Genomic DNA, 25,133 nt, shown 5'->3' on the forward strand with positions numbered 1-25,133 from the left:
CCCCGTCGCGGCCCGACGATCGCGGGCGCGGCTTACCGAAGGTGCGTGGGGCAGGTGTGCCGTGGTCCGGCCTGGCACGGTGTGGACCGTGTGCGGCGATCTGGTGCATCTGGCGATGTGCGCGGCGAGTGGTGCGGACGGGGTTCCTGGTCGGGTGTCGGACATTGCGAGTGCGGCGAACATGCTTCCTTCATCGGTGCGACGAGATCGGTCCGCGTCGGATTCGGCAGACCTTGTCGAGGGGTGGTCGCGGGCCCGTCGGGCATGGGGCCAAGACGACTTCCGCTGGTGCAGAGCTGTGGACGAGGGCGATCGGCGCGTATCTCGCAGCGCGGATCCCGGCGGGTCCTGGTGGCCGTCAACGGGAGGCGAAGCGCTCGCCGCGTTGAAGCACGGCCTGGCGCGGCCGGGTGGAGGACCGTTCACCTGCGGCTGGGCGCGCTCCTCCAGGCCGTCGCAGTCGTTCGCCGTCAGGGACGCCCTCACGTCCCTGACGGGCGGACGGGGTGAGTGGATGTCAGTCAGGAATGCGGAAGCCCTGCCCGGCGGGGGCGCCGGTGCGGATGGAGAAGCCACGGCTCTCCGGGAAGCCCCGCAGCAGGATCGGCGTGGCGATCACTGCGATCACGATGCCGTAGACCGCCGGCATGAGCGATCCCCAGGCCTGCGCCAACAGGGTGTCGATCAGTGGGGCGGTCCCGGCGAAGATCGCGTAGGCGAAGGTGTAGGCCACCGACACCGCCGAGTACCGGATGAAGGCGGGGAACACCTCGATCGTGGCGGCGTTGCCCGCGGCCTGCACCGCTGCGATCGGGAGCACGAGCAGGAACTGGGCGAGGAGGATCAGCGGCAGGGACTTCGTCATGATCAGCAGGTACGCCGGCACGGTGATGACGATGATCGCCACGGCACCCGCGATCATCACCGGCTTGCGCCCGATCTTGTCGGTGAGCAGCCCGAACAGGGTGCACGACGTCGCGAACGCGAGGAACGCGAAGAGACTGATGATCAGGGCGGCGTTCTGTGAGATCTGCCCGACGCTGGTCATGTAGGTCGGCATGTAGGCGAGCAGGGTCTGGTAGCCGACGCCGACGAGGGTGTAGAAGGCGAACGCCACGGCGATGACCCGCCAATAGCGACGGAACATCTCGGCGAAGGTCGGAATGCGGATCGAGGTGTCCTTCTTCACCGCCTGGTAGACGGCGCTCTCGTCCATGGTGAGGCGCAGGAACATCCCGCCGAGTGCGACAACCCCGCCGATGATGAACGGCCAGCGCCACAGCCCGGCGTCGTAGGCCTCAGGGTTGAGCCGGAACACCAGCACCAGGACCGTCGAGAGCGCGGACCCGATGCTGCCGAAGCTGCCGACGAGGTTGAGCCAGAACCCCCGCCGATGGGCGGGAGCGGTCTCGGCGGCGAAGGTCTTCGCGCCGGTCAGCTCGCTGCTGGCCGAGAATCCGCCGAGGAGCCGGCACACGACCAGCAGGATCGGCGCCATGAGGCCGATCGACGCGTAGGTCGGGATGAGCCCGACGCCCGCGGTGGCGATGCCCATCAGCACCAGCGACAGCGACAGCGCGGCGCGACGTCCGACCCGGTCGCCGATCCGCCCGAACACGATGCCGCCGAGGGGGCGGACCACGTAAGCCACGCCGTAGACGGCGAACGTCTGCAGCAGCGCCGCGGTCGGGTTGCTCTGCGGGAAGAACGCTGCCGCGATCGCGGTGGCGGAGAAGGCGAAGAGGCCGAAGTCGAACCACTCCACCATGGTCCCGATGGACAGGGTGGCGATGACCCTCGGCTTGAGCGCTCCCTTCCGCTCCTGTTCGAGGAGCTCACCTTCTGTCGGACGTGTTCCCGTCGGATCCCCGGCCGGTCCCGTGGACTCGACGACGGTGTCGAGAGCTGGTTTCTCGGTACGTGCACTGTCCATGTCTGTGGTCCTCACGGGAGGCGGATGGTGGAGACGGGAACTGCGGAACGTCGCGATCTCGGGGTTCGGTCAGGCGCTGCGGGTGGCCCGCAGCGTCGCCAGGTCGATCTCCACCCCGTAGACCTCGCGGGCATCGGCGACGGTGAGCAGGCCGTCGCGCACGTCGCGCAGCACGAGCTCGGGCCGTCGTTCGCGGGGCGGTCCGAACCCGCCGCCGCCTGCGGTGTGCAAGGTGACGGGCTCGGCGTCACCGGACAGCGCGTAGGCGCCGAGCCGCTCGCCCGCCTTCCCGACGGGCACGGCCTCGGTGCCGATGAGCACCTCGGTGGTACCCCCTGACCGGCCACCGGCGATCCCGAGTGGGTGATCTCCGTGTTGGTTGATGCTGGCCGCGACGGTGAAGCGGCCTTCCCCCGACCGCGGCGCGGCCACGACCGTCCGCATCCCGTGTCCGCCGCGCGTGCGGCCGGCGCCGGCCGATCCGGCCCGCAGCTCGTTGGCGACGACGTGCGCGCCGATGGTCGACTCGAAGATCTCCACGGGGATGGTGGTGGAGCTCGTCGGGTAGCAGATGGCGTCGACGCCGTCGGTGTCAGTACCGGCGCCCATTCCGCCGCCGTGCATGAAGATCGTGCTCAGCGGGACGCCGTTGCGGTCCTCTCCGATGAAGCGCATGCCGCTCTGGAACCCGCTCGGCGCGGTGTTGTCGGTCGCGACGGCGGCGAGCGCACCCTGGACGATCGGTACGGTCTGCCAGCCGGTCTTGGTACGGTCGTTGACCGAGGCCGGGTAGGTCGGGTTGAGGATCGTGCCCTCCGGCGCGGTCACCGTGATCGGCCGGAACAGACCTTGGTTGCTGGGGATGTGCGGGGTCAGCACAGCGTTGAGCGCGTAGGTGGTGCGCGCCGTGGTGAAGCTCAGCGTGGAGTTGATGCCGCCGTGCGGGTGCTGTGGCGGGACGCGCACGTAGTCGACGGCGAGCTCACTGCCCCGGATCCGGATCTCGACGCCGATGGTGAAGGTGCCGTCGGGGCCCTGGAAGGTGTGCTCGTAGGCGTAGTCCCCGTCTGGCAGTGCCCCGATCGTCTGGCGCATCGCGTTCTCCGCGCGGGACTGCACGGCGTCCGAGAGACCCTGCAGGTCGTCGAGGGCGTATTCGTCGAGCAGTTCGACGGCGTGCCGGCAGGCCACCTGGTTGGCGGTGACGATGGCGCTGATGTCGCCGATCACCATCTCCGGTGCGCGGACACTGCCGCGCAGGGTGGCGAACACCGCCTCGTTGAGTCGGCCGGCGTCGTACAGCTTCATCGGCGGGAAGTAGACGCCCTCCTCGTACACGGAGCGGGCTTCGGTCTGGTTGAGCAGCCCGCCGATGTCGGAGACGTGGGCGATGGAGCCCGCGAACCCGACGAGCCTGCCGTGCTTGAAGAACGGCGTGACCACGCTGACGTCGGGCAGGTGGCCGGCCCCGATCCACGGATCGTTGGTGAACAGCACGTCGCCCTCGGCGAGGGTCTCGGGCGGGAAGTGCCGCATGAGCTCGCCGGCCACGCGGGGCAGCGTGAGGTTGAACGTCGGGTTGCTGGTGGCGGCGTGGGCGACTGACCAGCCGCGTGCGTCCATGATCTCGCAGCCGAGGTCGTTGGCGGCCGAGATCAGCGTGGAGAGCGCGGTGCGTCGCAGCACCGACTGCATCTCGGCGGCGACGGTCTCCAGCCGGCCCCACGCGACCTCGAGGGTGATCGGGTCGTCGAAGATCGACGCACCGGTTTCCTGACTCGTCATGATGGGTCCCTTCAGGAGTCGGCGTCGCGGGTGACGACGAGGTTGAGGTGGGCGTCGACGGTGCCGGTGCAGCCCGGAGGTACCAGGACGGTCGACTCGCGCTCCTCGGCGACGGCCGGGCCGGTGATCGTGGTGCCGGGGGTGAGCGTGTAGCGGTCGTAGACGGCGGTGTCGGCGTAGCCGTCGCTCTCGAACCAGTGGACCGGCCGGCGCGCGTGCGGGCGGACCTCGGCGCCCGGGTCGGCGACGTGCTCCTCCAGCCGGACCTCGCCGAGGCGGCCACCGGCGACCACGCGCCATGTGACGATCTCGACGGGCACGCCGTCGTAGAGGTGGCCGTAGAGGTCGTTGTAGGCCTTCTCGAACGCGGCGCGCAGCTGCTCGCGGCTGTGCTCGCCGAGCGGACCGGGGAGCAGGTCGACGGAGATCTCGTTGATCTGGCCGGCGAACCGGGCGTCGAGGCGGCGCTCCACGGTGATCTCGGCGGCCGGCACGCCGGCCTCCTCGACCACGGCCCGGCCCTGCTGCTCCAGGTCGCCGAGGAGCGCGTTGACCCCGTCCCAGTCCAGGGTGTCGAGCAGCCGGGGCTCGGACCTGGAGAACTCGAACGACACCGGGGCCACCAGGAAACCGATCGCCGACAGCACGCCGGCCGCCAGCGGGTAGATGATGCGCCGCTGCTTGAGCAGGCGCGCCACGCCGGCGGCGTGGATCGGGCCGGCGCCGCCGAAGGCGAGCAGGGCGTACTGCCGTGGGTCCCGGCCGCGCTCGATGATGTGGATCTTGGCTGCGGCCGCCATGCTCTCGACGACCAACTGGTGGATGCCCCACGCGGCCTCGGCCGTCGACAGGCCGAGCGGGCGGGCGATGTGCTCGTCGATCGCCTTCTCCGCCGCCGCCCGGTCGAGGGCCATCGCGCCGCCGAGGAAGTTGGCCGGGTCGAGGTAGCCCAGCATGAGTGCCGCGTCGGTCACGGTGGGTTGCGTGCCCCCGTTGCCGTAGCAGGCGGGGCCGGGATCGGCGCCCGCCGACTCGGGCCCGACCTTGAGCAGGCCGAGCTCGTCGATCCGCGCGATGCTGCCGCCGCCTGCCCCGATCTCGATCATGTCGACGGACGGGAACCGGATCGGCATCCCGGAGCCCTTCTTGAACCGGTGGACGCGCGCGACCTCCAGCTCGTGGGCGACCGATGGCCTGCCGTCCTGGATCAGCGAGATCTTGGCGGTGGTGCCGCCCATGTCGAAGGCGATCAGGTCGTCCTCGCCGCACGTGCGCCCGACGAACGCCGCCCCGATCGCGCCGCCCGCAGGGCCGGACTCGATGAGTCGCACCGGGAACTCGGTGGCCGTCTCGACGGTGGCGATGCCGCCCGAGGACAGCATCAGGTACATCCGTCCGCGGTAGCCCAGTGCGGCGAGGGCCTCGGCGAGGCTGCCGAGGTAGCGGCGGGTGATGGGGCGGACGTAGGCGTTGGCGACGGTGCTGCTGGTGCGCTCGTACTCGCGGATCTCGGGGGCGACCGCGCTGGACAGCGAGATGTCGACCTCCGGCCAGACCTCGCGGACCACTGCGGCGGCCGCCTGCTCGTTCTCGGCGTTGCGGTAGGAGTGCAGGAAGCAGATGGCCAGGCTGCGCAGCGGTTCGGAGTGCCCGCCGTACCGGAGGTCCTTCGCGTCCTCCTCGCGCATGCGGGCGACGACCTCGCCGACGTTCGCCGGATCGACGGCGCGCAGCACGCGGCCCTGCGCGTCGACGCGTTCGTCGACGCCGAGCCGTCGGTAGCGGGGCACGAGCGGCTCGGGGAAGCGCAGCGCGAGGTCGTAGATGTCGTAGCGTGCCTCCTCCCGGGTGACGAGGCTGTCGCGGAATCCCTCCGTCGTGAGCAGTCCGACCTTCGCGCCCTTGCGCTCGATGAGCGCGTTGGTCACCAGCGTCGTGCCGTGGATGACGTTCTGCACCTGCGTGCCGTCGGTGCCGGTGCGCTCCAGCAGGGCACCGATGCCCGCCATCGAGCCACGGGTCGGATCGTCCGGGGTGGTGAGCGTCTTGAAGATCTCGATCGTGCCGGTGTGCGTGTCGAGCATCGCGAAGTCGGTGAACGTGCCGCCGATGTCGAACGCGACGCGGTAGCGCGCGGAGCGGTCGCCGGTCATGCGGGCCTCTTTCTCGGGAAGGACGGTGGGAGCCGATCGGGGATCAGGGGGACGCGGGAGCCGCTGTCCTCCTGCTCGCGGCCCGGGTCGCCTCGTCGTAGCCGAGGTCGGCGGCGGCCTCGACGAGCCCGTGCAGCGAGCGGCCGAGGTTGCGGTCGAGGACGTCGTCGTTCCAGACGAGCCCGTCGATGGCGCGGGTCGCGAGGAGGTCTGCGGCGTAGGCCAGGTCGGTGAGGATCGTGACCAGACCGTCGAGCATCACCGGCTCCATGACGTTCAGCTCGAGCTCGCCGTCAGCTGCGCCGAGATCGACCGTGAGCGCAGCGCCGCGGACGCGGTGCGCGAGCTGGATGACCAGCTCGGGAATGACCGGGTTGACCTTGCCGGGCATGATCGACGAGCCGGCCTGCAGCCGTGGCAGGGTCACCTCGGCGCCGCCGAGCAGCGAGGGCGCGGACAGGATCCGCAGGTCGGCGGCGATCTTGGCCATGACGGTGGCCGCCCGGACGCCAGCAGCAGCCAGCGCCGGGTACTGATCGACGTTCGACAACGCGTCGATGAAGTCGGGCGCGACGGACACGTCCAGCCCGGACAGCTCGCGCAGACGGGCGACCGCGACGTCAGGAAACCCGTCCGGCGCGCCCAAGCCGGTGCCGATCGCGGTCGCTCCGAGCGGCACCGCGAGCACTGCAGCCACCGCGGCACTCAGCCCGTCGGCGGTGCGCCGCACCGCGTGGGCCTGCGCCCGATGGGTCTCGCCGACGGTCAGCGGGACCGCGTCCTGCAGGCAGGTTCGGCCCAACCGCGAGCGCCCGTCACGCTCGACGGCCTTCGCGGTGAGGGAGCGTTCCAGCGTCGCGAGCGCACCGAGGGTGGGCTGCGCGAGCTGGGCCAGAGCGAGAGCCATCGCAGTGGGGTAGGAGTCGTTGCTCGACTGCGACCGATTGACGTGGTCGTTCGGGTGAACCCGCAGCTCACCGAGGCCCTGTGCGGCGAGCAGGTCCGTGGCGCGTCGCGCGAGCACCTCGTTGACGTTCATGTTCGTCGAGGTGCCGCCGCCGCCCTGGACCAGCGGCAGCCCGAACTGCTCGTCGAACCGGCCGTCGGCCAGCTCGGCGGCGGCAGTGACGATCGCGGTCGTCCGGCGCTCGTCGAGCACTCCCAGCTCGAGGTTGGCACGCGCGGTGGCGGCCTTGACCCACGCGTAGCCGCGGATCAGCTCGGGCACGTCGGCGAGCAGCCGGCCGTGCGCCGGGAAGTTCCGCAGCGCCAGCCGGGTCTCCTGGCCATACAGGATGGTCGCGGTGTCGGGTTCGGAAGCGGTCGTCACGCGTTCTCCTCGGTGGCGCCGCGCCGCGCCGAGGCGGGGACGCCGAGCTCGGTCGAGAACAACCGGTGGAAGGCGCCGCCGAGCGCCGACCTGACGTCGTCGTCGGACCAGCCGCGGTGCGACAGCTCGGCGGTGACGTGGGGGAGGCCGGCCGGCCCCTCCAGCTCGGGGACGTACGGCCGGCGCGACTTGAGGCCCCACTCGACGTCGCCGGGCCGGTCGAGCACCGACGACACCTCCTTGATGAAGTCGGGGCCGAGACCGACGTGGCCGGGACCGACGAGCGAGGCGACGTGGTCGATGTGGTCGCCGACGCGGCGGACCGTGTGGTCGTTCTCGTCGACGAAGGTGGCCAAGACGTTGACGCCGACCACCCCGCCGGTCCCGGCGATGCCGCGGATCCGGTCGTCGGTGAGGTTGCGGTGGTGGGCGCGCAGCGCGTACGCCGAGGAGTGCGATGCCACCAGCGGGCGCGTGGCCAACTCGAGGAGGTGGTCCGTGCAGGTCGCGCCGAGGTGCGAGACGTCGAGCATGATGCCCAGCTCCTCGCATGCTGCGACGGCCTCGATCCCGGCGCTGGTCAGCCGGCTGCCCGCCGCGTCCTCGGCCGAGCCGTCGGCGAGTGCGGTACGGCCGAAATGGGTGAACGACGCCATCCGCACGCCCAGGCGATGCATGGTCTCGAACAGCCCGACGTCGGTGCCGACGGCCTCGCAGCCCTCGAGCGCGAGGACCAGCGCGATGCGGCCCTCGGCGAGGGTCTGCTCGATGTCGGCCCCGTCGACGCAGACGGTGACGGTGTCGGCATTGCCGGCCGCGATCCGCCAGCCGGTCTCGAGCATCTGCAGGGTCTGCCGCAGCGCGCCTTCGGGTCGGTGGTCTGCGTCGATGAACACGGGCAGGACCTGCACCTTGACCCCGCCCGCGCGCAGCTGGGGCAGCCATGCCGTGCGGAAGTAGTGCGCCTGTTCGGCGTGCCGGTGCCGGGTGCAGGCCATGAGGAGGTCGTTGTGGGCGTCGACCACGGTGGCGCTCGCGTGCAGCTGCGCCACCGTCGACGTGACGGACCCGGCCGCAGTCGTGGACATGGGACCTCCGGGAGACGTTGGTGTCCTGTGAGTCTTTGGGGGTGGATGACCGTCCAGCGGCACAGACCATCTGCCGCGCCGCGCACTGATGTCTACAAGCGTTGCTGTCAGAGCCACGAACGTCGATGATCCGTTGCTTCAGGAGCACAGGCGCGCGTCATCAGGACGACGTATGCTCCGCCGGTGCCAGAGGCCGAGAAGTCGTCCGTCGCGCGGATCGCCGCTGTGCTGCGCGCGATCGCCACCGAGGACGGGCCGGGCGGGATGTCCGGGAGCGACGTCGCCCGACTCGTCGGCCGCGAACGGAGCCAGGTCTCGCGGATGCTCAAGGCGCTCGCCGACACCGGTCTCGTGGAGCAGAACCACGAGACAAAGGCCTATCGGCTCGGCTGGCAGCTGTTCACCCTCGCCGCCCGAGCCGGTGACCATCGACTTGTCGGAGCCGGGGCCGCGGTGGCGCGTGCTGTCGTCGCCGAGACCGGCGAGACCGCGCTGCTCTCGGTGCTCGTCGGCAACCGTTCCCACACGGTGCTGGCCCACCGGCCCGAACGGGTCGTGCAGGCGGGTGGCTGGATCGGCCGCACCTCCCCGCTGCACGCCGCCGCTTCCGGCCGGGCGCTGATCCTCGACATGGCTGACCAGGAGGTCGCCGAGCTGGTCGCCCCCGGGATCGGTGCCGACGGTCTGGGGTCGAAAGCGCTGCCGTCCGTCGAGCGGGTCCTCGAGGTGTTGGCGCGGGAACGCGAGGTCGGCTACTGCGTCGCGGTCGACGAACTGGAGGACGGTCTGGCCTCGATCGGGGTCCCCGTCCGCGACGCCACCCAGCGCATCGTCGGTTCGTTGAACGTCTCCGGCCCGAGCTTCCGAGTCGTCGACCGCCTCGACGCGCTCGCCGCCACAGCCCGTCTCGCGGCCCGCAGGCTCAGTTCCGCGATCTCCGGCGGCACCGGCACCCGCTCGTAGCCGGACCGTCATGCCCGCGGCGCGGGCAATGGCGGGGACCGAGTCGGACGGCAACGTGTCTCCTCACCTCGTCGAAGAATCCTCGCTCTGGGCTTTTCTGTGCGCCCGAGGTCGCCGCGTGCTTTCCTGCGCTCCCGCACGCTGTTCGTCGCGGGCCGAACCCATCGCGGACGGTGATCCGGTGGATGTGAACCAACTCGGCGGCGAGGTAGGTTCCTACAGTAGGACAGCGATCGACGGACATGCATCGTGGTGATGTCGAGAACGTTCGCCCTGCGTTCCGACATCTGTAGAGTCCGGCCGCATGGAGGACGTCCAGCGAATTGCGGAGGCGCTCGCGTTGCGCCTGGGCCGCTCGGTCGCGATCGACGACCTCGACATGCGACTGCTCGCGCACACCGCGCACGCCGAACCCGTCGACACCTACCGCGTCGAGTCCGTCATGCGGCGCCGCGCCGGGTCGGCCCGCACCGTCACCGAGTACGCCCAGCAGTTCGGCATCGCCACCGCCGAGGGGCCCGTCCGCATCCCCGCCAGCGCCGAGCTCGGCTCGCTCGCGCGGGTCTGCACGCCCGTGCGGTGCCAGGGGCTGCTGCTCGGCTACCTCTGGCTCATGGACACGGACCCGCCACTGCCCGAGTCCGACCTGCAGTTGGCCGCAGACGCAGCCCGCTCCGCCGGGGAGGCCTTGCTGCGGGCCCAGCTGCTGGACGACGTCCGCAGAGCCCAGGAGGGAGAGCAGGTGCGGGACCTGCTCGGCGCCGACCCGAACGTGCGCGCTCTGACCGCCCGACGCCTGTCCGACGACCATGACCTCCCGCCGTCGGCGCCGGCCCTCGCGCTCTCGGTGCACGTCACCGGCGGTGACCAGCCCGGTGCGCGGACCGTCCTCGACCTGCACCTGCAACGGGCCCTGCAGCGGCTCGCTCCGCGGGTCGGGCTCTCCGCGACGATGGGCGCGACGTGGGCCACTCTCGTCGTGGCCGACGAACGGAGTGTCGACCGCGACCGACTCGGTGGCATGGTTGACGCACTGCACCGCGAGCTCGTCGGCTCCCGTGCCGGCGAGGGTGCGGTGCACATCGGCGTCGGTCCCGTCTCGCCGTCCCTCACGAGCGTCGTGACCAGCCACGACCGTGCCCGCGAGGCCGTTACCGTCGCGCGCACCATCCCGGAGGTCGGTCCGGTGGCGTTCTGGGAGGAGATCGGGATCTACCGACTGCTCGTCCAGCTGCCGGCCGATGTCCTGACCGGCAGTGCGGTCCCTAACGGCATCCTGGCGCTGTCAGCTGCTGACAACGGCGAGATGCTGATGGCGACGCTGGAGGCCTACCTCGACTCGGCGGGCGATGCGGCGGTCACCGCACGGCGCCTCACCCTGCACAGGACCAGCCTCTACTACCGGCTCCGCCGCATCGAAGAGATCACCGGAATGAGTCTCAGGGATGGGGGGGACCGACTCGCGATGCATCTCGGGCTCAAGGTGCTCAGGCTGAGTGGTCCTCCCGCCTTCGTCCTCCCATGAGCACGTCGACCTTGGCAGCGGCTCCTACCTCGGCACCTACATCGCGCCGGCGAGCCTGCACCGCTACTGGTGGGGCGAGGGCGAGGTGACGTTCTTCATCCACGACGACGAGGAGTACCCCGACCCTGTGCAGCACCGGACCGAGGACTACGCCGGAGGGATGTGGGCGTTCTGAGACCGGCTGCGCATCAACCCGCCCCCTGCAGGTGCTGAACTGCAGCGCGCCCCGTCTTCGGATACCCGTTCCGGTCCCTCACCGACACGACCAAGGCTGCCCTGTTCGCGACGGGCCTGCCCACCCAGAACGGAATCTACCGGTGCACCGGACGAGATCCACCTCCAGGAACGCCTCCGGGTGACCATGCAGCAGATCGGCGCCTGGGAGCACGGCCTGCTCGAACGGCAGGACGCCGTCTCCGGCACGGCGTACTAGTACCAGACCGCGCCCCACATGCCTTTCCGCCATTGCCGCCGCCCGACGCCGGCAGCTCGCCGAACTCGTGCAGCGCGCTCCGGACGCCGCCGGCGCTGGGACCGCTAATGAGATGCGGGTGGATCACCTCATGTGACGGGCCGGGCGTGGACGCCCGCGTGTGGCCCGCCGGCTGCGGGGACCGGGGCGGCCGTGGAGTCGCGCGCGACGAGCCGGGTGGGCAGGCGCAGTTGCGAGGTCGCGAGCCGGTCGCCGGCCAGCACCGCGAGGAGCATCTCCACCGCGCGTTGGCCCATGAGCTGGAGGGGTTGCTCCACCGTGGTCAGGGCCGGCCGGCACAGCGCGCTCTCCGGAACATTGTCGAATCCCACCACCGAGAGGTCGCGCGGCACGTCGAGGCCGAGGGTGAGCGCGACGTCGATCGTGGCGATCGCGGACACGTCGTTCGCGGCGAAGATCGCGGTCGGTGGGTGCGGCAGCTCCAGGAGTGCGCGGGCGGCGTCCTGCAGGTCGGTGGCGCCGTATCCGCCCGCCCGCACGAGGTCCGGGTCGAACGGGACACCCGCCGCGGCGAGCGAGGCGCGGTAGCCGTGCTCGCGCTGCAGCCCTGACTCCAGCTCGCGCGGCGGGCGGCCGAGGAACCCGATCCGGCGGTGTCCGAGCCCGAGCAGGTGGTCGGTGGCCAGCCGGGCTCCACCGAAGTTGTCGGAGTCGACGGCGGGCAGCCCCTCCTCGCCGATGTGCGAATCGACGGCCACGACCGGTGTCGGGCCGGGTGTCCGCTCGACCGTCGGGGTCACGAGCACGGCACCGTCGATCAACGTCCCGGACAGCCGCGGGAGGTGGCGGTTCTCCCAGCCCATGCGGTCGGCGGACCGGCCTGCCGCGGCGTAGACGAGCAGCTCGTAGTCGGTGTCGCGGAGCGCCTGGGCGGCGCCTTTGAGCACCTCGGCGCTGTACGGCTCGATGTCCCAGACGAGGATGCCGATCACTCCGGTGCGCGGCATGCGCATGCTGCGCGCGACGATGCTCGACTCGTAGCCCAGGTCGGCGACCGCCTCGTGGACCCGGCGCACCGTGTCGGCGGCGACGCCGTAGCGATCGTTGATCGCCTTCGAGGCGGTCGCCACCGATACACCCGCGCGCGTCGCCACGTCGCGGATGGTCGCCCGTTGCTTCGCCACCCACCGAGCTTAAGTGCGTGCCGAGCCGCGGGGTCGGGCGACGGTGCTCGGAAGCCGAGGGCCCCGATCCCGCATCGACGAGACCACCCGGGCGGGTCCGGCACGGATCCATGACCGGGCCCCTCCCTCAGCGCGCCTCGCCCGCGCTGCCCAGCGTGAAGTACGGCTGGTTGGTCAGGTCCGGCGCCAGCCCCGGAACCATCGTGCGCCCGCCGTTGCGGTGCTCGACGTCGAAGAAGTACATCAACGGGTACGGCGAGGCCGTGTAGTCCGCGTCGATCGTGCCGCGCAGCCCGCCGTCGCTCGGCTGCATCACGGCCGCGCGGAACGACTCGGACTGGTCGACGTGGCGGTAGTGCAGGGTGGCGCCTGCCACCGAATCCGGGGCGAGCACGTCGAGCGCCAGCGTCAGCGGTGCGCCCCGCTGGAAGCGCGGCGGCTGGACGTGCTCCACGCCCGGCTGCACGGGCCGGGGCGGCACCTGCGGCAGGTCCGCCCGTTCGACGTCCGGAGCGGCCTCGGCGAGCTCCTGCTCCAACGCCGCGAGGTCGGCATCGATCTCCGGCAGCCGGTCCGCCCAGTGCCCGTGCTCGGAACGTTCCACCCCGAACCGCAGGTCGGCCTGGTAGACCCCGTCGACGACGTCGAGGATCGACGCGTAGGCGTCCCGGGCGGGCCGGTAGTGCGTCAGTGCCGACTCGAGGTGGCGTGGGTCCTCGGTGTAGCGGAACGTCGAGTAGTCGACCGCGGTCCGGAACTTGCCGGCGAAGAAGGTGCCCATGCGGACGAGCACCTCGAGGTCGATCAGTGTCCGGCGGACCTGCGCGTCGGACGGATCGGCCGTGGCGCGCGCCCCGTCGAGCGCCTTGCGGCCCTCGGTGACAAGGTCCTCGATCCAGCCGGCGACCTCGAGCGGCGTGTATTTGCCGCTGACCGCGCCTCGAGCGGCGTCCGCCACGTACTCGTCGACCCCGTAGAACGTCGTCGGGTCGAACGGGCTGACCCCGCCCCAGTTCTTCGGGTCGTCGGTGTCGGACGCGTAGTGCGTGGCCGGCACCCGCGAGGAGATCGCCAGGTTGACGTACACCTCCGGCCAGTAGCCGTTGTTCGACCCGCCGACGCCGTGCACGACCGTGACGAGCGGGAGGATGCGACTCAGGGCGCTGAGTGCGGTTTCGACGTCGCCCGCGGCCGGGCCGTAGCCGGCGCGCAGGTGGCGCCGCCAGACCTCGGGGTCCGACTCGGGGTCGAAGAGCAGCCGGCCCCACAGCAGGTAGGTGTAGCGGTACTTGGTCCACTCGTGGCCACCGAGCTGCAGCTCGGGGTCGACGTAGGGGTCCCGCTTGCCGGGCTCGCCGCTGCCCTTGCGGCCCTTGAAGAACAGCGGTTCGCAGACGTCGACGCCGCGCGAGCCACCGAAGGTCGCGAGCCGGCCGTAACCGGCGGCGATCGCCGGGTCGCCCCACAGCAGGAGCTTCTGCGTGCCCGGCCAGACCCGGAACATGAGGTCGACCTCGCGGTCCTCACGGAGGAAGTCGCCGTAGCCGTAGCGGGTGAAGCGGCGGGAGAACTCCGTGATGCCCTTCATCTCGTGACCGGCGGGGATGGGCTTCGCCGCCTCCCGGGCCCGGATCGAGGCCTGGTGGTAGGGCAGGCCCAGGTGCTCTGCCCAGTACTTCGCCGACAGCACCGGCGAGAGCATCGGCCGGTCGACCGCGTCGAGCAGCGCCTGGTCCACCCCCTTGGCGTGCATGTCGATCTCGAGGGGCCGGCCGACGGAGTCGGCGCCCTCGAACACCGCGCTCCAAAACACCTCGTGGTTCTCGTCGTGGATGCCGCCCTCGTAGTGCACCCGGAAGGTCAGCCCGTCGATGTCCGGCACCGCGCGCAGCAGCTGGGCGATGGCGGCGCGACAGTAGTCGGCGTGGTTGTCCGGCCCGATCCCGACGATCGGGTAGCGGTGCACCGAGTCGCGGCCGTAGTCGTAGGCGTGGTTCCACAGCCCGAGCTGGAAGCGCATGCCGCGCCGCTTCGTCTCGGCGGCGACGAACCGGAGCGTCTCCAGGTTGCGGTCGCGCTCCGCGGCGTCGACGCCCTCGGCGCGCACCTCGAAACCGTCCACGTCGAGCAGGAACGGGTAGGCGAAGCACAGGTAGTTGTCGGTGGCCCCGTGCTGATCGGCCCCGTAGTTGTACTGCATCCCGAGCGCGAGGTGGAACCGACTGAACCGGGCCGCGGCGATCCAGGTCAGGTACTCGGTCCAGAAGTCGCGGTCGTGGAACCAGGGCAGGTCCTCGTCGACGCTCGAGAACGACCGCACGATCCCGCGCACGGGCACGGCGGGCGCGCCGCTCTCGACGCCGGTCGCGGTCAGTGCCGCGAGCGGGTCCTCGGCGTGCGCGACGCGGGCGGCGAGCTCGAGCAGGGCGTGGACGGTGCCGGACGCGTCGGCGCCGACGACGGTGATCCGCTCACCGTCGCGCGCGACGAGGTACGACTCCGCAGCGGCCGGTGGCTCGGCGCCGCCGATCTGCCCCTCCGCCTCCTCGGGGCTCAGCACCTGCACGGTGAGGGAGGCAGTGTCGGTGGGGGTGGCGGCGGTCGTGCAGGGCACGCCCGCGTGGGTGAGCGTCGCGCTCAGCTCCCCGAGCGCCCACGCGACGGGCCGCCCACCATCGCCGGCGCTTCCGTCGTTCCACACGAGGTGCACGGAGGCCCGGCCGGTTTCCAGGTTCGACATGTCAGCGATCAGTTCCCATCAGAGGAGGTCGGTGATCGGGATCGAGGGCGTGCCGTCGGGCACCGTCAGGCGGTGAGGGACTTGCGGGCGGCGGCGAGGAACGTGCGGACGCCGTCACGCACGGACGTGGACCCGAACGCGATGTCCTGGCTGGCCTTCAGCAGCAGGTCGGCAACCGCGGTGGACGCCGCCGGCGCGGGCGGTGGGGGAGTGAAGGCGCTCTTCAACGCCGTGTCGGTGTAGTCGAGCACCTGCTTCTCGCTGGGCTGGAGCTGGCCGGCCAGCAGTACGGTGCGGGCCGCCGACGACGCCGGCGGGCCACTGATGAGGCGCAGCGTGCGTGCCGCGTCCTCGCCGTTGGCGAACCAGTTGATGAAGTCGGCGGCGTCGGCCTTGCGGCTGCTGCGCGCGTTGAGCGACAGGAAGCTGCTCGGCGCCGGGAACTGGGGCGCCTTGCCGTCCTTGGTGTACCTGGGCGGCAGGGTGATCTCGATGGTGTGGTCGGTGAGGCCTTGGAGTCCGCCCTGGACGTTCGCCGTGAAGATGTGCCCGAGCGGGGCGATCTTCTTGACGATGGGCATGGTCGGCCAGTCGCCGTACTGGGCCTGTGCGGCGATGTCCGCGGGGATCACACCCCCGGACGAGCGCAGCGCGGCCCAGTACTCGAACCACTCGACCAGGCTGTCCTCGGCGAACCCGAAGTCCTTCCCGCCGCGGTAGAGGGCCTCGCCCTTCGACCGGAGGAAGATCTCGAACGGTGCGGGGTCGCCGCTGGGGTCCTCGGATCCGTAGAGGGTGTTGCGGGAGGCGCGCCGGATCTCGTTGCACAGCGCCGCGTACTCCTGCCAGGTCCAGCTCCCGTCCGGGTGCGGCACCCCGATGCTGTCGAGCGCGGTGACGTCGTAGCCGATGCTGTAGGTGCTCATCGCCACCGGGATGCCGTACTGCTTGCCGTCGACGCGGCCCTGCACCAGCAGGTTCTCGTCGAAGTACTCGGTCTTGACCACTCCGGGGACGAACTCGTCGAGCGGGGCGAGCGCGCCCCCGGCGCTGTACTGGCCGATCCGTGCGACGTCGATGTTGATGACGTCCGGCGCGTTCCCGCTCGCCATCTGGGTGGCGAGCTTGTCCCAGTACTCCGCCGTTGCGGTGCCCTCGAAGGCCACCTTCACGTCGGGGTGGCTCTTCGTGTAGAGCTCGGCGAGCTGGCCGCGCAGGCCGAGCTTCTTCGGGTCGCCGTAGCTGCTGAAGCGGATGCCGTCGGCCTGCCGGGGGGCGAACCCGCAGGCCGCGAGCACGGGCGTGGCGATGCCGAGCACCGCGCCGGCCTGCAGGAGCCGCCGCCGGCTGATCGTGGAGTCCATGTCGTGGTACCTCTCGTGGTGTCGATCAGCGTTGATCCGAGGTGTCAGCCCTTGACGCCGGTCGTCGCGATGCCCTCGACGATGCGCTTCTGCGCGATCAGGAAGACGAGGAACGTCGGCACCAGGGAGAGCACCGACATCGCGAGCAGCTGGCCGTACGAGGAGTCACCGGTGGCGTCGACGAACCGGCGCAGGGCGACCGGCACGGTCTCGGTCTCGGGGTAGGACAGGTAGATCAGCTGCGAGAAGAAGTCGTTGTAGGTCCAGATGAACGTGAAGATCACGGTGGTGATCAGCACCGGCCCGAGCAGCGGCAGGATGATGCGGGTGAAGATGCGGATCCTCCCGCAGCCGTCGATCATCGCGGCCTCGTCCAGCGTTCTCGGGATCGTCCGGATGAACTGGACCATGAGGAAGATGAAGAACGCGTCGGTGGCGAGGAACTTCGGCACCACGAGCGGCAGGAACGAGTTGACCCAGCCCAGGTTGAAGAACGCCACGTACTGCGGGATGAGCAGCGCGTGGGCGGGCAGCATCACCGAGCCGAGCATGATCGCGAACCACACCCTCTTGAACCGGAACTCCAACCGGGCGAAGGCGTAGGCGGTCAGGCTGCAGGAGACGACGTTGCCCACCACGCAGGTGAGCGTGATCGCGAACGAGTTCAGGTAGAACTGCGTGAAGGACGGATCGGTCGCCGTCCACCCCGTGAGGTAGTTGCGCGGGTCGAGCGAACCGGGCAGCGGGTTCAGGTCGGAGAAGATCGCGCTCTCGGGCTTGAAGGAGCCGCCCACCATCCAGACCATTGGGTAGACCATCACTGCCGCGCCGGCCAGCAACGCGAGGTGGACGTGCCAGCGGGGCTTGCCGTGCCGCCGGGGCGGAGCCGTCGTCGTCATCGGATCACTTCTCCTCGTAGTAGACCCAACGGCGGGCCAACCCGAAGTTGATCAATGTGAAGGTCGCGATGATCAGCAGCAGCACCCAGGCCATCGCCGAGGCGTAGCCCATGTTCAGGTTGGTGAAGCCCTGTTGGTACAGGTAGAGCGTGTAGAACAGCGTGGAGTCCGACGGGCCGCCGGTTCCGCCGCTGACCACGTACGCCGGCGTGAACGCCTGGAACGCCTGGATGATCTGCAGCACGACGTTGAAGAAGATGATCGGCGTGAGCATCGGGACCGTGATGGAGCGGAACTTCCGCCACGCGCCCGCGCCGTCGACGGCGGCCGCGTCGTACAACTCCTGGGGCACTTGCTTGAGCCCCGCGAGGAAGATCACCATCGGCGACCCGAACTGCCAGATGTTGAGCAGGACGAGCGTGTACAGCGCGGTGTCGGGGCTGGAGATCCAGCTCCGCCCGGCGATCCCGAAGAACGCGAGGAACCCGTTGAGCACGCCGTCGTCGTCGAAGATCTGGGACCAGATCACCGCGATCGCGACGCTGCCGCCGAGCAGTGACGGGATGTAGTACACCGAGCGGTACCAGGCGATCCCGCGCAGCCGCCGGTTGAGCAGCATCGCCACTGCGAGCGCGAAGCCGAGCTGCAGCGGCACCGTGAGCAGTACGTAGACAAACGTGACCTTCAGCGACTGCAGGTACCGCGGATCGTCGGTGAACATCCGCACGTAGTTCGAGAACCCGGTCCACGTCGGCGCCTGGAGAAGGTTGAAGTTCGTGAACGACAGGTACAGCGAGCCGATCAGCGGGCCGGCGGTCAGCAGGGCGAGGCCGACGAACCAGGGCGCGAGGAACAGGTAGGCCACCGGGTCGCGGCGGGGGCGCCAGAGTCGGGGCGGCTCCGCCCCTCCGACGGTGGCGGCCGGAGCGCCCGAGGGCGCGCTCGGGCCGGTGAGCTCGATCTCGGTGGTCATCCGCGGCGGGTCTGCAGTCGCGCGGCGGGGACGGCCTGAACGGGCTCCCATGGATCGAAAACGTTTTCGAAGTGCGCGGCCTTGTGTACACCGGTGAACACGGGGAGATTCCTTCCGGCAAGCGGAAAGTGAGTTTCGAATGACGGTAGAGCCCGGATCGCAGGCGGTCAAGGGTGTCCGCGAGCTCGACCCCTCGCGTCGGTGGTCAGGCGGCGTCGAGTCGCGCGAGCTCGTCGGCGGACAGCGACAGGTCGGCGGCCTGCACGGAGTCCCGGATGGTCTCCGGGCGGGACGAGCCGGGGATGGGGACCACGGTGGGCGACTTCGCGAGCATCCAGGCGAGGCACACCTGCTGGGGGCTCACCCCGTGCGCCGCGGCGATCTCGGCGTACGCGGCGAACCGGGAGCCGAGTGCGCCGGCGCGCGCGATCCCGCCCAGCGGGCTCCAGGGCAGGAACGCGATGCCCAGCTCCGCGCACAGCTCGAGCTCGGGCTCGCTCGACCGGAACGCGGGGGAGAACTGGTTCTGCACGCCGGCGAGCCGGCCGTCGAGGATGTCGTTCGCCAGCCGGATCTGCTCCGGGTTCGCGTTCGAGATGCCGGCGAGCCGGATCTTGCCGGCGTCGAGCAGGTCGCGCAGGGCGCCGACCGAGTCGGCGTAGTCGACCTTCGGGTCGGGCCGGTGGAACTGGTAGAGGCCGATGGCGTCGACTCCGAGGCGCTTGAGCGAGGCGTCGCAGGCCTGCTTCAGGTGCTGCGGTGAGCCGTCGAGGGTCCAGGTGCCGTCCCCGGGGCGCAGGTGGCCGCCCTTGGTGGCGACGAGGACGTCGGAGGTGTCGCCCCCGTAGCTCGCGAGTGCGCGGGCGATCAGCGTCTCGCCGTGGCCGACCTCGTTGCTGTCGCGGTGGTAGGCGTCGGCGGTGTCGATCAGCGTGACGCCGGCGTCGAGTGCTGTGTGGATGGTGGCGATGGACCGTTCCTCGTCGGGCCTGCCCTCGATCGACATCGGCATCTCGCCGAGTCCGATGGCGCTCACGTTCGTGGTGCCGATCCGGCGGGTCTTCATGGGGTGTCTGTCCTCGTCTGTCGGGACGGCTCGGGTCGAGCCGGTGCCGCCATGATCTGGTTGCTCGATCCAGACGTCCAACAGATCCTGTCGATCGGATTGAGAACCCGAGCTCATGATCGGCGGGGTCTGCACTTCTGCGAGAGGATCTCGACGCATCCCGAGGAGAGTCGATGAAGATCGCTGGAGTGGTTCCGTGGCTGGTCGCAGCGGAGGGCACCGGTTGGGGCGAGTACCTGTTCGTGGAGGTTCGCACCGACGAGGGCGTGAGCGGCTGGGGGGAGATCACGACCACCACGCCGACGGCCAACCGGGGGATCGCGGCGATGGTCGGGCAGGTGGACGATCTGCTCGCCGGGGACGATCCGGCGCGGATTGAGGACACCTGGAACAAGGTGTTCCGGGCGTTCACCTACATGGGCAGCCGCGGGGCCGGCACGAACGTCGTGAGCGCGATCGACATCGCGCTGTGGGACATCCGCGGCAGGGTCCTGGGTCTGCCGGTGTACGAGCTGCTCGGCGGTCCGGTCCGGGACGACCTGCTGATCTACACGCATCCCGACCAGCGCCGGTTCGGCACACCGGAAGGGGTCGTGGAGGAGATCCGGGCGATCGTCGCCTCGGGGCACACCGCGATCAAGTTCGATCCGTTCCCGGCCCGGCCGGGGGTGTCGCTGGCCGACGACCGCTACCTGGACGGCCGGATCAGCCGAGCGGAGCTCCGTGAGGCGATGGACCTGATCGCGCTGATCCGGGAGGCCGCGGGCCCGGACGTGGAGATCCTGATCGACGCGCACGGCCGGTTCGACGTGCCGAACGCGATCCGGATCGGTCGGGCACTGGACGAGGTGGGTGGCACCCACTGGTACGAGGAGCCCGTGCCGCCGGAGAGCTACCGCGCTCTCGAACAGGTACGCAGCCACGTGCGGACGTCGATCTCGGTGGGGGAGCGGCTGCACACGCGCTGGGACTTCGTGCCGGTCCTGGAGAACCGGCTGGCGGACTTCGTGATGCCGGACGTGACGTGGACGGGTGGGATCTCGGAGCTGAAGAAGATCGCGACCCTGGCCGAGGCCTACTACGTGCCGATCTCGCCGCACGACGCGGCGGGGCCGGTCAACCTGGTCGCCGGTGGCCAGGTGATGATCACGGTGCCGAACTTCTACCGGATCGAGTCCAGCCGGCACGACCTGAGTGTGGCTACGACCGGTTCCTCACGGCGCCGCTGGACAACCGCGGCGGGCGGCTCACGCTGCCGTCGGGGCCGGGTCTGGGGCTCGAGTTCGACATGGAGCACCTGCGCGGCCACGCTCGCGACGGGTTCCGCGACTGATCCGGCTTCCTGCAGCCGCCGCGGGAGGGTGACGGAGGGGCGCGGCCGCTCAGCGGATGGCCGCTCCGGCCTCGCGCGCGGCGGCGAGGAACGTCTGCGCTGCCGGCGCTACGCCGTCGACGTGGTAGGCGACCCCGACGCTCAGGTGGGGTGCGGGGCCGGTGATCGGGCGGTAGACGACCCCGGTGCGGGCGAGGCGCTGCGTCTCCGAGGCGATGAAGCCCATCCCGACGCCGGACGCGACGAGGGCGATGATCGACTGGGCGGGGAAGGCCTCCATGGCGATCTTCGCGGTGAACCCGGCGTCCTGGCAGAGGGCGAGCACGGTGTCGTAGATCTGCGGTGCGATCTGGCGGGGGAAGATGACGATGGGTTCACCCTCGAGGTCGGCGAGGGTGACGGACTCGCGCCGGGCGAGCCGGTGGTCCTGGGGGATCGCGAGCTGGTAGGCGACCCGCCCGATCTGCTCGCTGTGCAGGGCGGCCTCGTCGAGCGGCGGGTGGATGATCCCGACGTCGATGTCGCCGCGCATGAGCGACCGCTCCTGTTCGGCGGTGGTCAGCTCGCGCACGACCAGGCCGACGTGGGGGAGCAGCTGCCGGAACCGGCGGGCGATCTCGGGGAAGACCACGAACAGCGCCGGCGCCGTCACCCCGACGGTCAGCTGCCCGATCTCGCCGCGGTCGGTGCGCTGGGCGAGCTCGGCGGCCAGCTCCATCTGCCGGACCGTCTTGCGTGCCTCGGTCAGGAACACCTCGCCGGCCGGGGTCAGCGACACGACCCGCTTCGTCCGGTGCGCGAGCCGGACGTCGAGTTCGTGTTCGAGCTTGCGGATCTGCTGGCTCATAGCCGGTTGGCTCATGTGGCAGCGCTCGGCGGCGCGGTGGAAGTGCAGTTCCTCGGCCAGCGCGATGAAGCAGTCGAGCGCGGTGCGGTCCATGCAGCCAGCATCCGGTGATAAGCAAGGCGGATCAATAGATCGTAACTAGAAGTTGGACGCGATCGATGCGGCGCTCCTAGCGTGACGGCACCCGAACGAGGAGTCGCCCCGCATGTCGCTCGCGCCATCGGACGGTCCACCGATCCGCATCACCGCCGTCGAGTCGACGGTCGTGAACGCGGAGATGCGGAACTGGATCATGGTGAAGGTCCGCACCGATCAGGACGGCCTGTACGGCTGGGGCGAGGCGAGCCTGAACTGGAAGACCCGTGCCGTCGTGGGTGCGCTTGAGGACCTGGCGCCGATGCTGGTCGGGCGCGACCCGCGCGACATCGAGCAGATCGTGCGCGTGTTGACCAAGCACAGCTACTACCGGCTTGGCATCATCGGCGCCACCGCGATCAGCGGCATCGAGCACGCGCTGTGGGACATCTTCGGCAAGTCGGTCGGGCAGCCGGTGTGGCGGCTGCTCGGTGGCCGGGTGCGCGACCGGGTCCGCGTCTACACCCACCTCGGCCTCGGCGACATGCGTTCGGTGTACGAGACCGTCGACATCGGCCCGATCCGGGAGAAGGCAGCCGCGGTCGTCGAGCAGGGGTACGACGCGTTGAAGGTCGTCATCGTCCCCTACGGCCACCACCTGACCGTCGCGGCCGAGCGGCGCAACGTCGACAAGCTCATGTCGGCCCTGCGGTCCACGGTCGGTCCCGACGTCGACATCATGGTCGACTTCCACGGTCGCCCGGCGTCGGTCGCGGCAGCCCTGCAGTACATCGAGGTGCTGACCCCGTACGACCCGCTGTTCTGCGAGGAACCGGTCCAGCCCGGCGACACCGAGGCGCTGCGGCAGGTCGCGGCCCGCGCACGCTGCCCCATCGCCGCCGGGGAGCGGCTGGTCGGGCTGCGGGAGTTCCTCCCGGTGTTCGCGGCCAAGGCCGTGCACGTCGTCCAGCCCGACCTCAACCACACCGGCGGACTCCTGGAGGGCAAGCGCATCGCGGCCGTGGCCGACGCCGAGCAGGTCGGGGTCGCCCCGCACAACCCGAACGGCCCGCTGGCCGGTGCCGCGGCGCTGCACTTCGCGGCCAGCACCCCGAACTTCCTGATCCAGGAGGAGATGAGCGGCGCGGTGAGCTGGTACGACGACGTCGTCCGCACCCCGATGCGGCGCACCGGGAACCACTGGGCGGTGCCGACGGAGCCGGGCCTGGGGGTGGAGGTCGACGAGCGCGAGGCCGCCAAGCACCCGTTCCAGCCGGAGGTCCTGCACAGCGGCTCGGCCGTGCTCGCCGACGGAACGGTGGTGGACTGGTGAGCGGCGGGGGACGGACCTTCGCCCAGCCCGGCGGCGTGTTCAACGCGACGCCGCCCCGCGTCGTGTTCGGCGCCGGCACCTCGGCGAGCCTGCGCGGGGAGGTCGAGGCGCTGGGCGCCGAACGCGCGCTCGTCGTCACGACCCCGGGCCGGGTGGCCCTGGGTGACCGGGTCGCCGCCCTGATCGGGGACCGCTGCGCGGGCCTGCTGCCCGAAGCGGTCAGCCAGGTGCCGATCGAGCTGGCCCGACGCGGCCGCGACAAGGCCGTCAGCGCGGGCGCCGACTGCCTGGTCGCGGTCGGCGGGGGAGCGGCGACCGGGCTGTGCAAGGGCATCGCCTACGAGTCCGGCCTGCCGATCATCGCGGTGCCGACGACGTACTCCGGTTCGGAGATGACCGGCTTCTGCGGCATGACCATCGACGGGGTGAAGCGCATGCACGAGAGCCTCGCCATGCGGCCCACGACCGTCGTGTACGACCCGGAGCTGTCGCGCACCCTTCCGGTCCCGGCCAGCGCGGCGAGCGCGATGAACGCGCTCGCGCACTGCGTCGACTCCGTGTACCTGCCCACGATCAGCCCGCTGCTGGTGCCGGCCGCGATCGAGGGCGCCCGGGTGGTGGCGGACGCCGTCCCGCGCCTGCTCGCCGACCCGGACGACCTCGGCGTGCGCGGCGACCTCCTCTACGGCGGCTACCTGGCCGGTGCCGCGCTGACCGGCGGCTTCGCCCTGCAGCACGCCATCGCGCACATGCTCGGCGGCAGCTTCGGGGTCGAGCACGGAGTGGCCCACGCCGTCGTGCTGCCCTACGTCGCCGCGCACCTGGAGGCCACGGTTCCGGAGCCGATGGCCCGCATCGCCGACGCCGTCGGTGCCGACGGGGAGCTCGCGGGCTTCCTCTGGGACCTCGTCGGGCTGGCCGGTCTGCCGCTGCGGTTGGCGGACGTCGGCCTCGGCCCGGACGCCCTGCGTCGCGCGATCGAGATCGCCACCACCGCGGAGGACCACGAGGACCCGCGGCTGGCCGGCAACCCGGTGCCCGTCACCGAGGACGCGGTCCGCGCGGTGCTCGTGGCCGCGGCCGGTGGCGCGCGGCCCGGGAGCCCGCGGTGAAGATCGTCCTGGTGGGCGAGTCCGCTGCCCACGAGGAGGATCTCCGCCGGGGCCTGCGCGACCGCTGCGACATCGTCGGCCTGCCGGCCGAGTCCGCGGCGTCGCCCGATCGGGACGCGATCATCGAGCCCGACGACGTGGTCGTGTCCCTGCGGTGGTCGCGGCCCGCTGATGCGGTCCCGGCGTTCCGGCTGCTGCACGTCCCCGGCGCGGGGCTCGACGGCATCGACATGGCGGCGCTGGCCCCGGCGACGGCGGTCGCCAACGTCTTCGAGCACGAGATCCCGATCGCGGAGTTCGTGCTCGGCCGGCTCCTGGAGTGGCAGATCCGCGCCGCCGCGATGCAGGAGGCATTCACCCCGTCGGCGTGGACCCAGCTCTACCGGCACCGCACCCCGCACGGCGAGCTGCACGGCCAGACACTGGGGATCGTCGGGTACGGGCGGATCGGGCGGGCCATCGCCACCCGCGCAGCGGCGTTCGGGATGCGTGTGCGCGCCGTCGACGAGCACGTCACCGCGGCCGGACCAGCACCCGACGGGATCGCCGAGCTCGCCCCGAGCGCTGCGCTGCCCGAGGTCGTGGCCGGCTGCGACGCCGTCGTGCTGGCCTGCCCCCTGACCCCGTCGACCGCGGGGCTCGTCGACGCAGCGCTCCTGCGCCGGATGCGGGCGCACGCCGTGCTGGTGAACGTCTCGCGCGCCGAGATCGTCGACGAGGCCGCGCTCTACGCGGCACTGCGCGACGCCCGGATCGGCGGAGCGATCCTCGACGTCTGGTACCGCTACCCGGCCTCGGAGCGCGACACCGCCGCGCCCGCCGGCCACCCGTTCTGGGAACTGCCCAACGCGTGGTGCACGCCGCACTCCAGCGCGTGGACCAACCAGCTCCCGCGCCGCCGCTACGCGGTCATCGCGGAGAACGTCAACAGGCTCGTCTCGGGGGAACCGCTGCGCAACGTCGTCCGCGCGGCACAGCTGCAAGGTCTCTGATCACC

At 70.9% G+C, this 25,133-nt stretch carries 18 protein-coding genes and 1 pseudogene; 7 read left to right on the forward strand and 12 right to left on the reverse strand.

The window, feature by feature from the left end; genetic code table 11:
- Positions 1–517 precede the first annotated feature (517 nt).
- The 5 genes from ACQEVB_RS23500 to ACQEVB_RS23520 all read right to left on the reverse strand — a co-directional run bounded on the left by ACQEVB_RS23500 (position 518) and on the right by ACQEVB_RS23520 (position 8,289).
- Entirely contained in the window at positions 518–1,933 is a 1,416-nt protein-coding gene (locus ACQEVB_RS23500; RefSeq protein WP_432974888.1) for an MFS transporter, read from the reverse strand.
- A 69-nt stretch (positions 1,934–2,002) separates the two neighbouring features.
- The gene (locus ACQEVB_RS23505; RefSeq protein WP_432974889.1) at positions 2,003–3,718 is read right to left on the reverse strand and encodes a hydantoinase B/oxoprolinase family protein; all 1,716 of its coding nucleotides are present in this window, start codon (positions 3,716–3,718) and stop codon (positions 2,003–2,005) included.
- Between the two features lie 11 nt (positions 3,719–3,729).
- On the reverse strand, positions 3,730–5,871 hold the full coding sequence (locus tag ACQEVB_RS23510) for a hydantoinase/oxoprolinase family protein (RefSeq protein ID WP_432974891.1): 2,142 nt from the start codon (positions 5,869–5,871) through the stop codon (positions 3,730–3,732).
- Between the two features lie 43 nt (positions 5,872–5,914).
- Positions 5,915–7,201, reverse strand: a complete 1,287-nt coding sequence (locus ACQEVB_RS23515) for a lyase family protein (protein ID WP_432974893.1) — start codon at positions 7,199–7,201, stop codon at positions 5,915–5,917.
- Positions 7,198–8,289 carry a dipeptidase gene (locus ACQEVB_RS23520; RefSeq protein ID WP_432974895.1) on the reverse strand — a complete coding sequence of 364 codons (1,092 nt, stop codon included), beginning with the start codon at positions 8,287–8,289 and terminating at the stop codon, positions 7,198–7,200. The genes ACQEVB_RS23515 and ACQEVB_RS23520 overlap by 4 nt, the downstream gene beginning before the upstream one ends.
- 183 nt (positions 8,290–8,472) lie before the next feature.
- Here ACQEVB_RS23520 and ACQEVB_RS23525 point away from each other — a divergent pair, with 183 nt between their 5' ends.
- The 3 genes from ACQEVB_RS23525 to ACQEVB_RS23535 all read left to right on the forward strand — a co-directional run bounded on the left by ACQEVB_RS23525 (position 8,473) and on the right by ACQEVB_RS23535 (position 10,952).
- Positions 8,473–9,252 (forward strand): IclR family transcriptional regulator, encoded by a 780-nt coding sequence (locus ACQEVB_RS23525; protein ID WP_432974897.1) that lies wholly within the window; start codon positions 8,473–8,475, stop codon positions 9,250–9,252.
- A 304-nt stretch (positions 9,253–9,556) separates the two neighbouring features.
- On the forward strand, positions 9,557–10,777 hold the full coding sequence (locus ACQEVB_RS23530) for a PucR family transcriptional regulator (protein WP_432974899.1): 1,221 nt from the start codon (positions 9,557–9,559) through the stop codon (positions 10,775–10,777).
- Positions 10,749–10,952, forward strand: a complete 204-nt coding sequence (locus ACQEVB_RS23535) for a DUF2961 domain-containing protein (RefSeq protein WP_432974901.1) — start codon at positions 10,749–10,751, stop codon at positions 10,950–10,952. Before ACQEVB_RS23530 ends, ACQEVB_RS23535 begins: the two co-directional genes overlap by 29 nt.
- A 386-nt stretch (positions 10,953–11,338) precedes the next feature.
- Here ACQEVB_RS23535 and ACQEVB_RS23540 read toward each other — a convergent pair whose 3' ends face one another.
- From ACQEVB_RS23540 to ACQEVB_RS23565, 6 genes are all read right to left on the reverse strand, one after another.
- Positions 11,339–12,394: a LacI family DNA-binding transcriptional regulator gene (locus ACQEVB_RS23540; protein WP_432974903.1), complete on the reverse strand. Its 1,056-nt coding sequence runs from the start codon at positions 12,392–12,394 to the stop codon at positions 11,339–11,341.
- A gap of 127 nt (positions 12,395–12,521) precedes the next feature.
- Positions 12,522–15,134 carry a hypothetical protein gene (locus ACQEVB_RS23545; protein WP_432974905.1) on the reverse strand — a complete coding sequence of 871 codons (2,613 nt, stop codon included), beginning with the start codon at positions 15,132–15,134 and terminating at the stop codon, positions 12,522–12,524.
- A gap of 65 nt (positions 15,135–15,199) precedes the next feature.
- Positions 15,200–16,498 carry an ABC transporter substrate-binding protein gene (locus ACQEVB_RS23550; RefSeq protein ID WP_432974907.1) on the reverse strand — a complete coding sequence of 433 codons (1,299 nt, stop codon included), beginning with the start codon at positions 16,496–16,498 and terminating at the stop codon, positions 15,200–15,202.
- A gap of 44 nt (positions 16,499–16,542) precedes the next feature.
- Positions 16,543–17,397, reverse strand: a complete 855-nt coding sequence (locus ACQEVB_RS23555; RefSeq protein ID WP_432974909.1) for a carbohydrate ABC transporter permease — start codon at positions 17,395–17,397, stop codon at positions 16,543–16,545.
- 4 nt (positions 17,398–17,401) lie between these two features.
- Complete coding sequence (locus ACQEVB_RS23560) at positions 17,402–18,370, reverse strand: carbohydrate ABC transporter permease (protein WP_432974911.1); 969 nt, start codon at positions 18,368–18,370, stop codon at positions 17,402–17,404.
- A gap of 205 nt (positions 18,371–18,575) precedes the next feature.
- Positions 18,576–19,436 carry an aldo/keto reductase gene (locus tag ACQEVB_RS23565; RefSeq protein ID WP_432974913.1) on the reverse strand — a complete coding sequence of 287 codons (861 nt, stop codon included), beginning with the start codon at positions 19,434–19,436 and terminating at the stop codon, positions 18,576–18,578.
- Between the two features lie 173 nt (positions 19,437–19,609).
- Here ACQEVB_RS23565 and ACQEVB_RS23570 point away from each other — a divergent pair.
- Positions 19,610–20,614 (forward strand): annotated as a pseudogene (locus tag ACQEVB_RS23570) (mandelate racemase/muconate lactonizing enzyme family protein); the annotation flags it as partial.
- 204 nt (positions 20,615–20,818) lie between these two features.
- Here the strand turns inward: ACQEVB_RS23570 and ACQEVB_RS23575 are convergent.
- On the reverse strand, positions 20,819–21,709 hold the full coding sequence (locus tag ACQEVB_RS23575; RefSeq protein ID WP_432974915.1) for a LysR family transcriptional regulator: 891 nt from the start codon (positions 21,707–21,709) through the stop codon (positions 20,819–20,821).
- Positions 21,710–21,821: 112 nt separating this feature from the next.
- On the opposite strand from ACQEVB_RS23575, the gene ACQEVB_RS23580 reads away from it, so the two are divergent.
- The 3 genes from ACQEVB_RS23580 to ACQEVB_RS23590 are packed head-to-tail and all read left to right on the forward strand — an operon-like array spanning position 21,822 to position 25,128.
- Positions 21,822–23,024, forward strand: coding sequence for an enolase C-terminal domain-like protein (locus tag ACQEVB_RS23580; protein ID WP_432974917.1), 1,203 nt, complete (start codon positions 21,822–21,824; stop codon positions 23,022–23,024).
- Positions 23,021–24,136 carry a maleylacetate reductase gene (locus ACQEVB_RS23585; RefSeq protein WP_432974919.1) on the forward strand — a complete coding sequence of 372 codons (1,116 nt, stop codon included), beginning with the start codon at positions 23,021–23,023 and terminating at the stop codon, positions 24,134–24,136. The genes ACQEVB_RS23580 and ACQEVB_RS23585 overlap by 4 nt, the downstream gene beginning before the upstream one ends.
- Positions 24,133–25,128, forward strand: a complete 996-nt coding sequence (locus tag ACQEVB_RS23590) for an NAD(P)-dependent oxidoreductase (RefSeq protein ID WP_432974921.1) — start codon at positions 24,133–24,135, stop codon at positions 25,126–25,128. The genes ACQEVB_RS23585 and ACQEVB_RS23590 overlap by 4 nt, the downstream gene beginning before the upstream one ends.
- Positions 25,129–25,133 lie beyond the last annotated feature (5 nt).

Source organism: Pseudonocardia sp. CA-107938, from assembly GCF_050936315.1.
Lineage (GTDB): Bacteria > Actinomycetota > Actinomycetes > Mycobacteriales > Pseudonocardiaceae > Pseudonocardia.

Bases quoted from the DNA above. Each gene is read 5' to 3' on its own strand.
- ACQEVB_RS23560 (WP_432974911.1), bottom strand. From the start codon at position 18,370: ATGACCACCGAGATCGAGCTCACCGGCCCGAGCGCGCCCTCGGGCGCT.
- ACQEVB_RS23505 (WP_432974889.1), bottom strand. From the start codon at position 3,718: ATGACGAGTCAGGAAACCGGTGCGTCGATCTTCGACGACCCGATCACC.
- ACQEVB_RS23565 (WP_432974913.1), bottom strand. From the start codon at position 19,436: ATGAAGACCCGCCGGATCGGCACCACGAACGTGAGCGCCATCGGACTC.
- ACQEVB_RS23545 (WP_432974905.1), bottom strand. From the start codon at position 15,134: ATGTCGAACCTGGAAACCGGCCGGGCCTCCGTGCACCTCGTGTGGAAC.
- ACQEVB_RS23520 (WP_432974895.1), bottom strand. From the start codon at position 8,289: ATGTCCACGACTGCGGCCGGGTCCGTCACGTCGACGGTGGCGCAGCTG.
- ACQEVB_RS23580 (WP_432974917.1), top strand. From the start codon at position 21,822: ATGTCGCTCGCGCCATCGGACGGTCCACCGATCCGCATCACCGCCGTC.
- ACQEVB_RS23575 (WP_432974915.1), bottom strand. From the start codon at position 21,709: ATGGACCGCACCGCGCTCGACTGCTTCATCGCGCTGGCCGAGGAACTG.
- ACQEVB_RS23500 (WP_432974888.1), bottom strand. From the start codon at position 1,933: ATGGACAGTGCACGTACCGAGAAACCAGCTCTCGACACCGTCGTCGAG.
- ACQEVB_RS23530 (WP_432974899.1), top strand. From the start codon at position 9,557: ATGGAGGACGTCCAGCGAATTGCGGAGGCGCTCGCGTTGCGCCTGGGC.
- ACQEVB_RS23555 (WP_432974909.1), bottom strand. From the start codon at position 17,397: ATGACGACGACGGCTCCGCCCCGGCGGCACGGCAAGCCCCGCTGGCAC.
- ACQEVB_RS23550 (WP_432974907.1), bottom strand. From the start codon at position 16,498: ATGGACTCCACGATCAGCCGGCGGCGGCTCCTGCAGGCCGGCGCGGTG.
- ACQEVB_RS23510 (WP_432974891.1), bottom strand. From the start codon at position 5,871: ATGACCGGCGACCGCTCCGCGCGCTACCGCGTCGCGTTCGACATCGGC.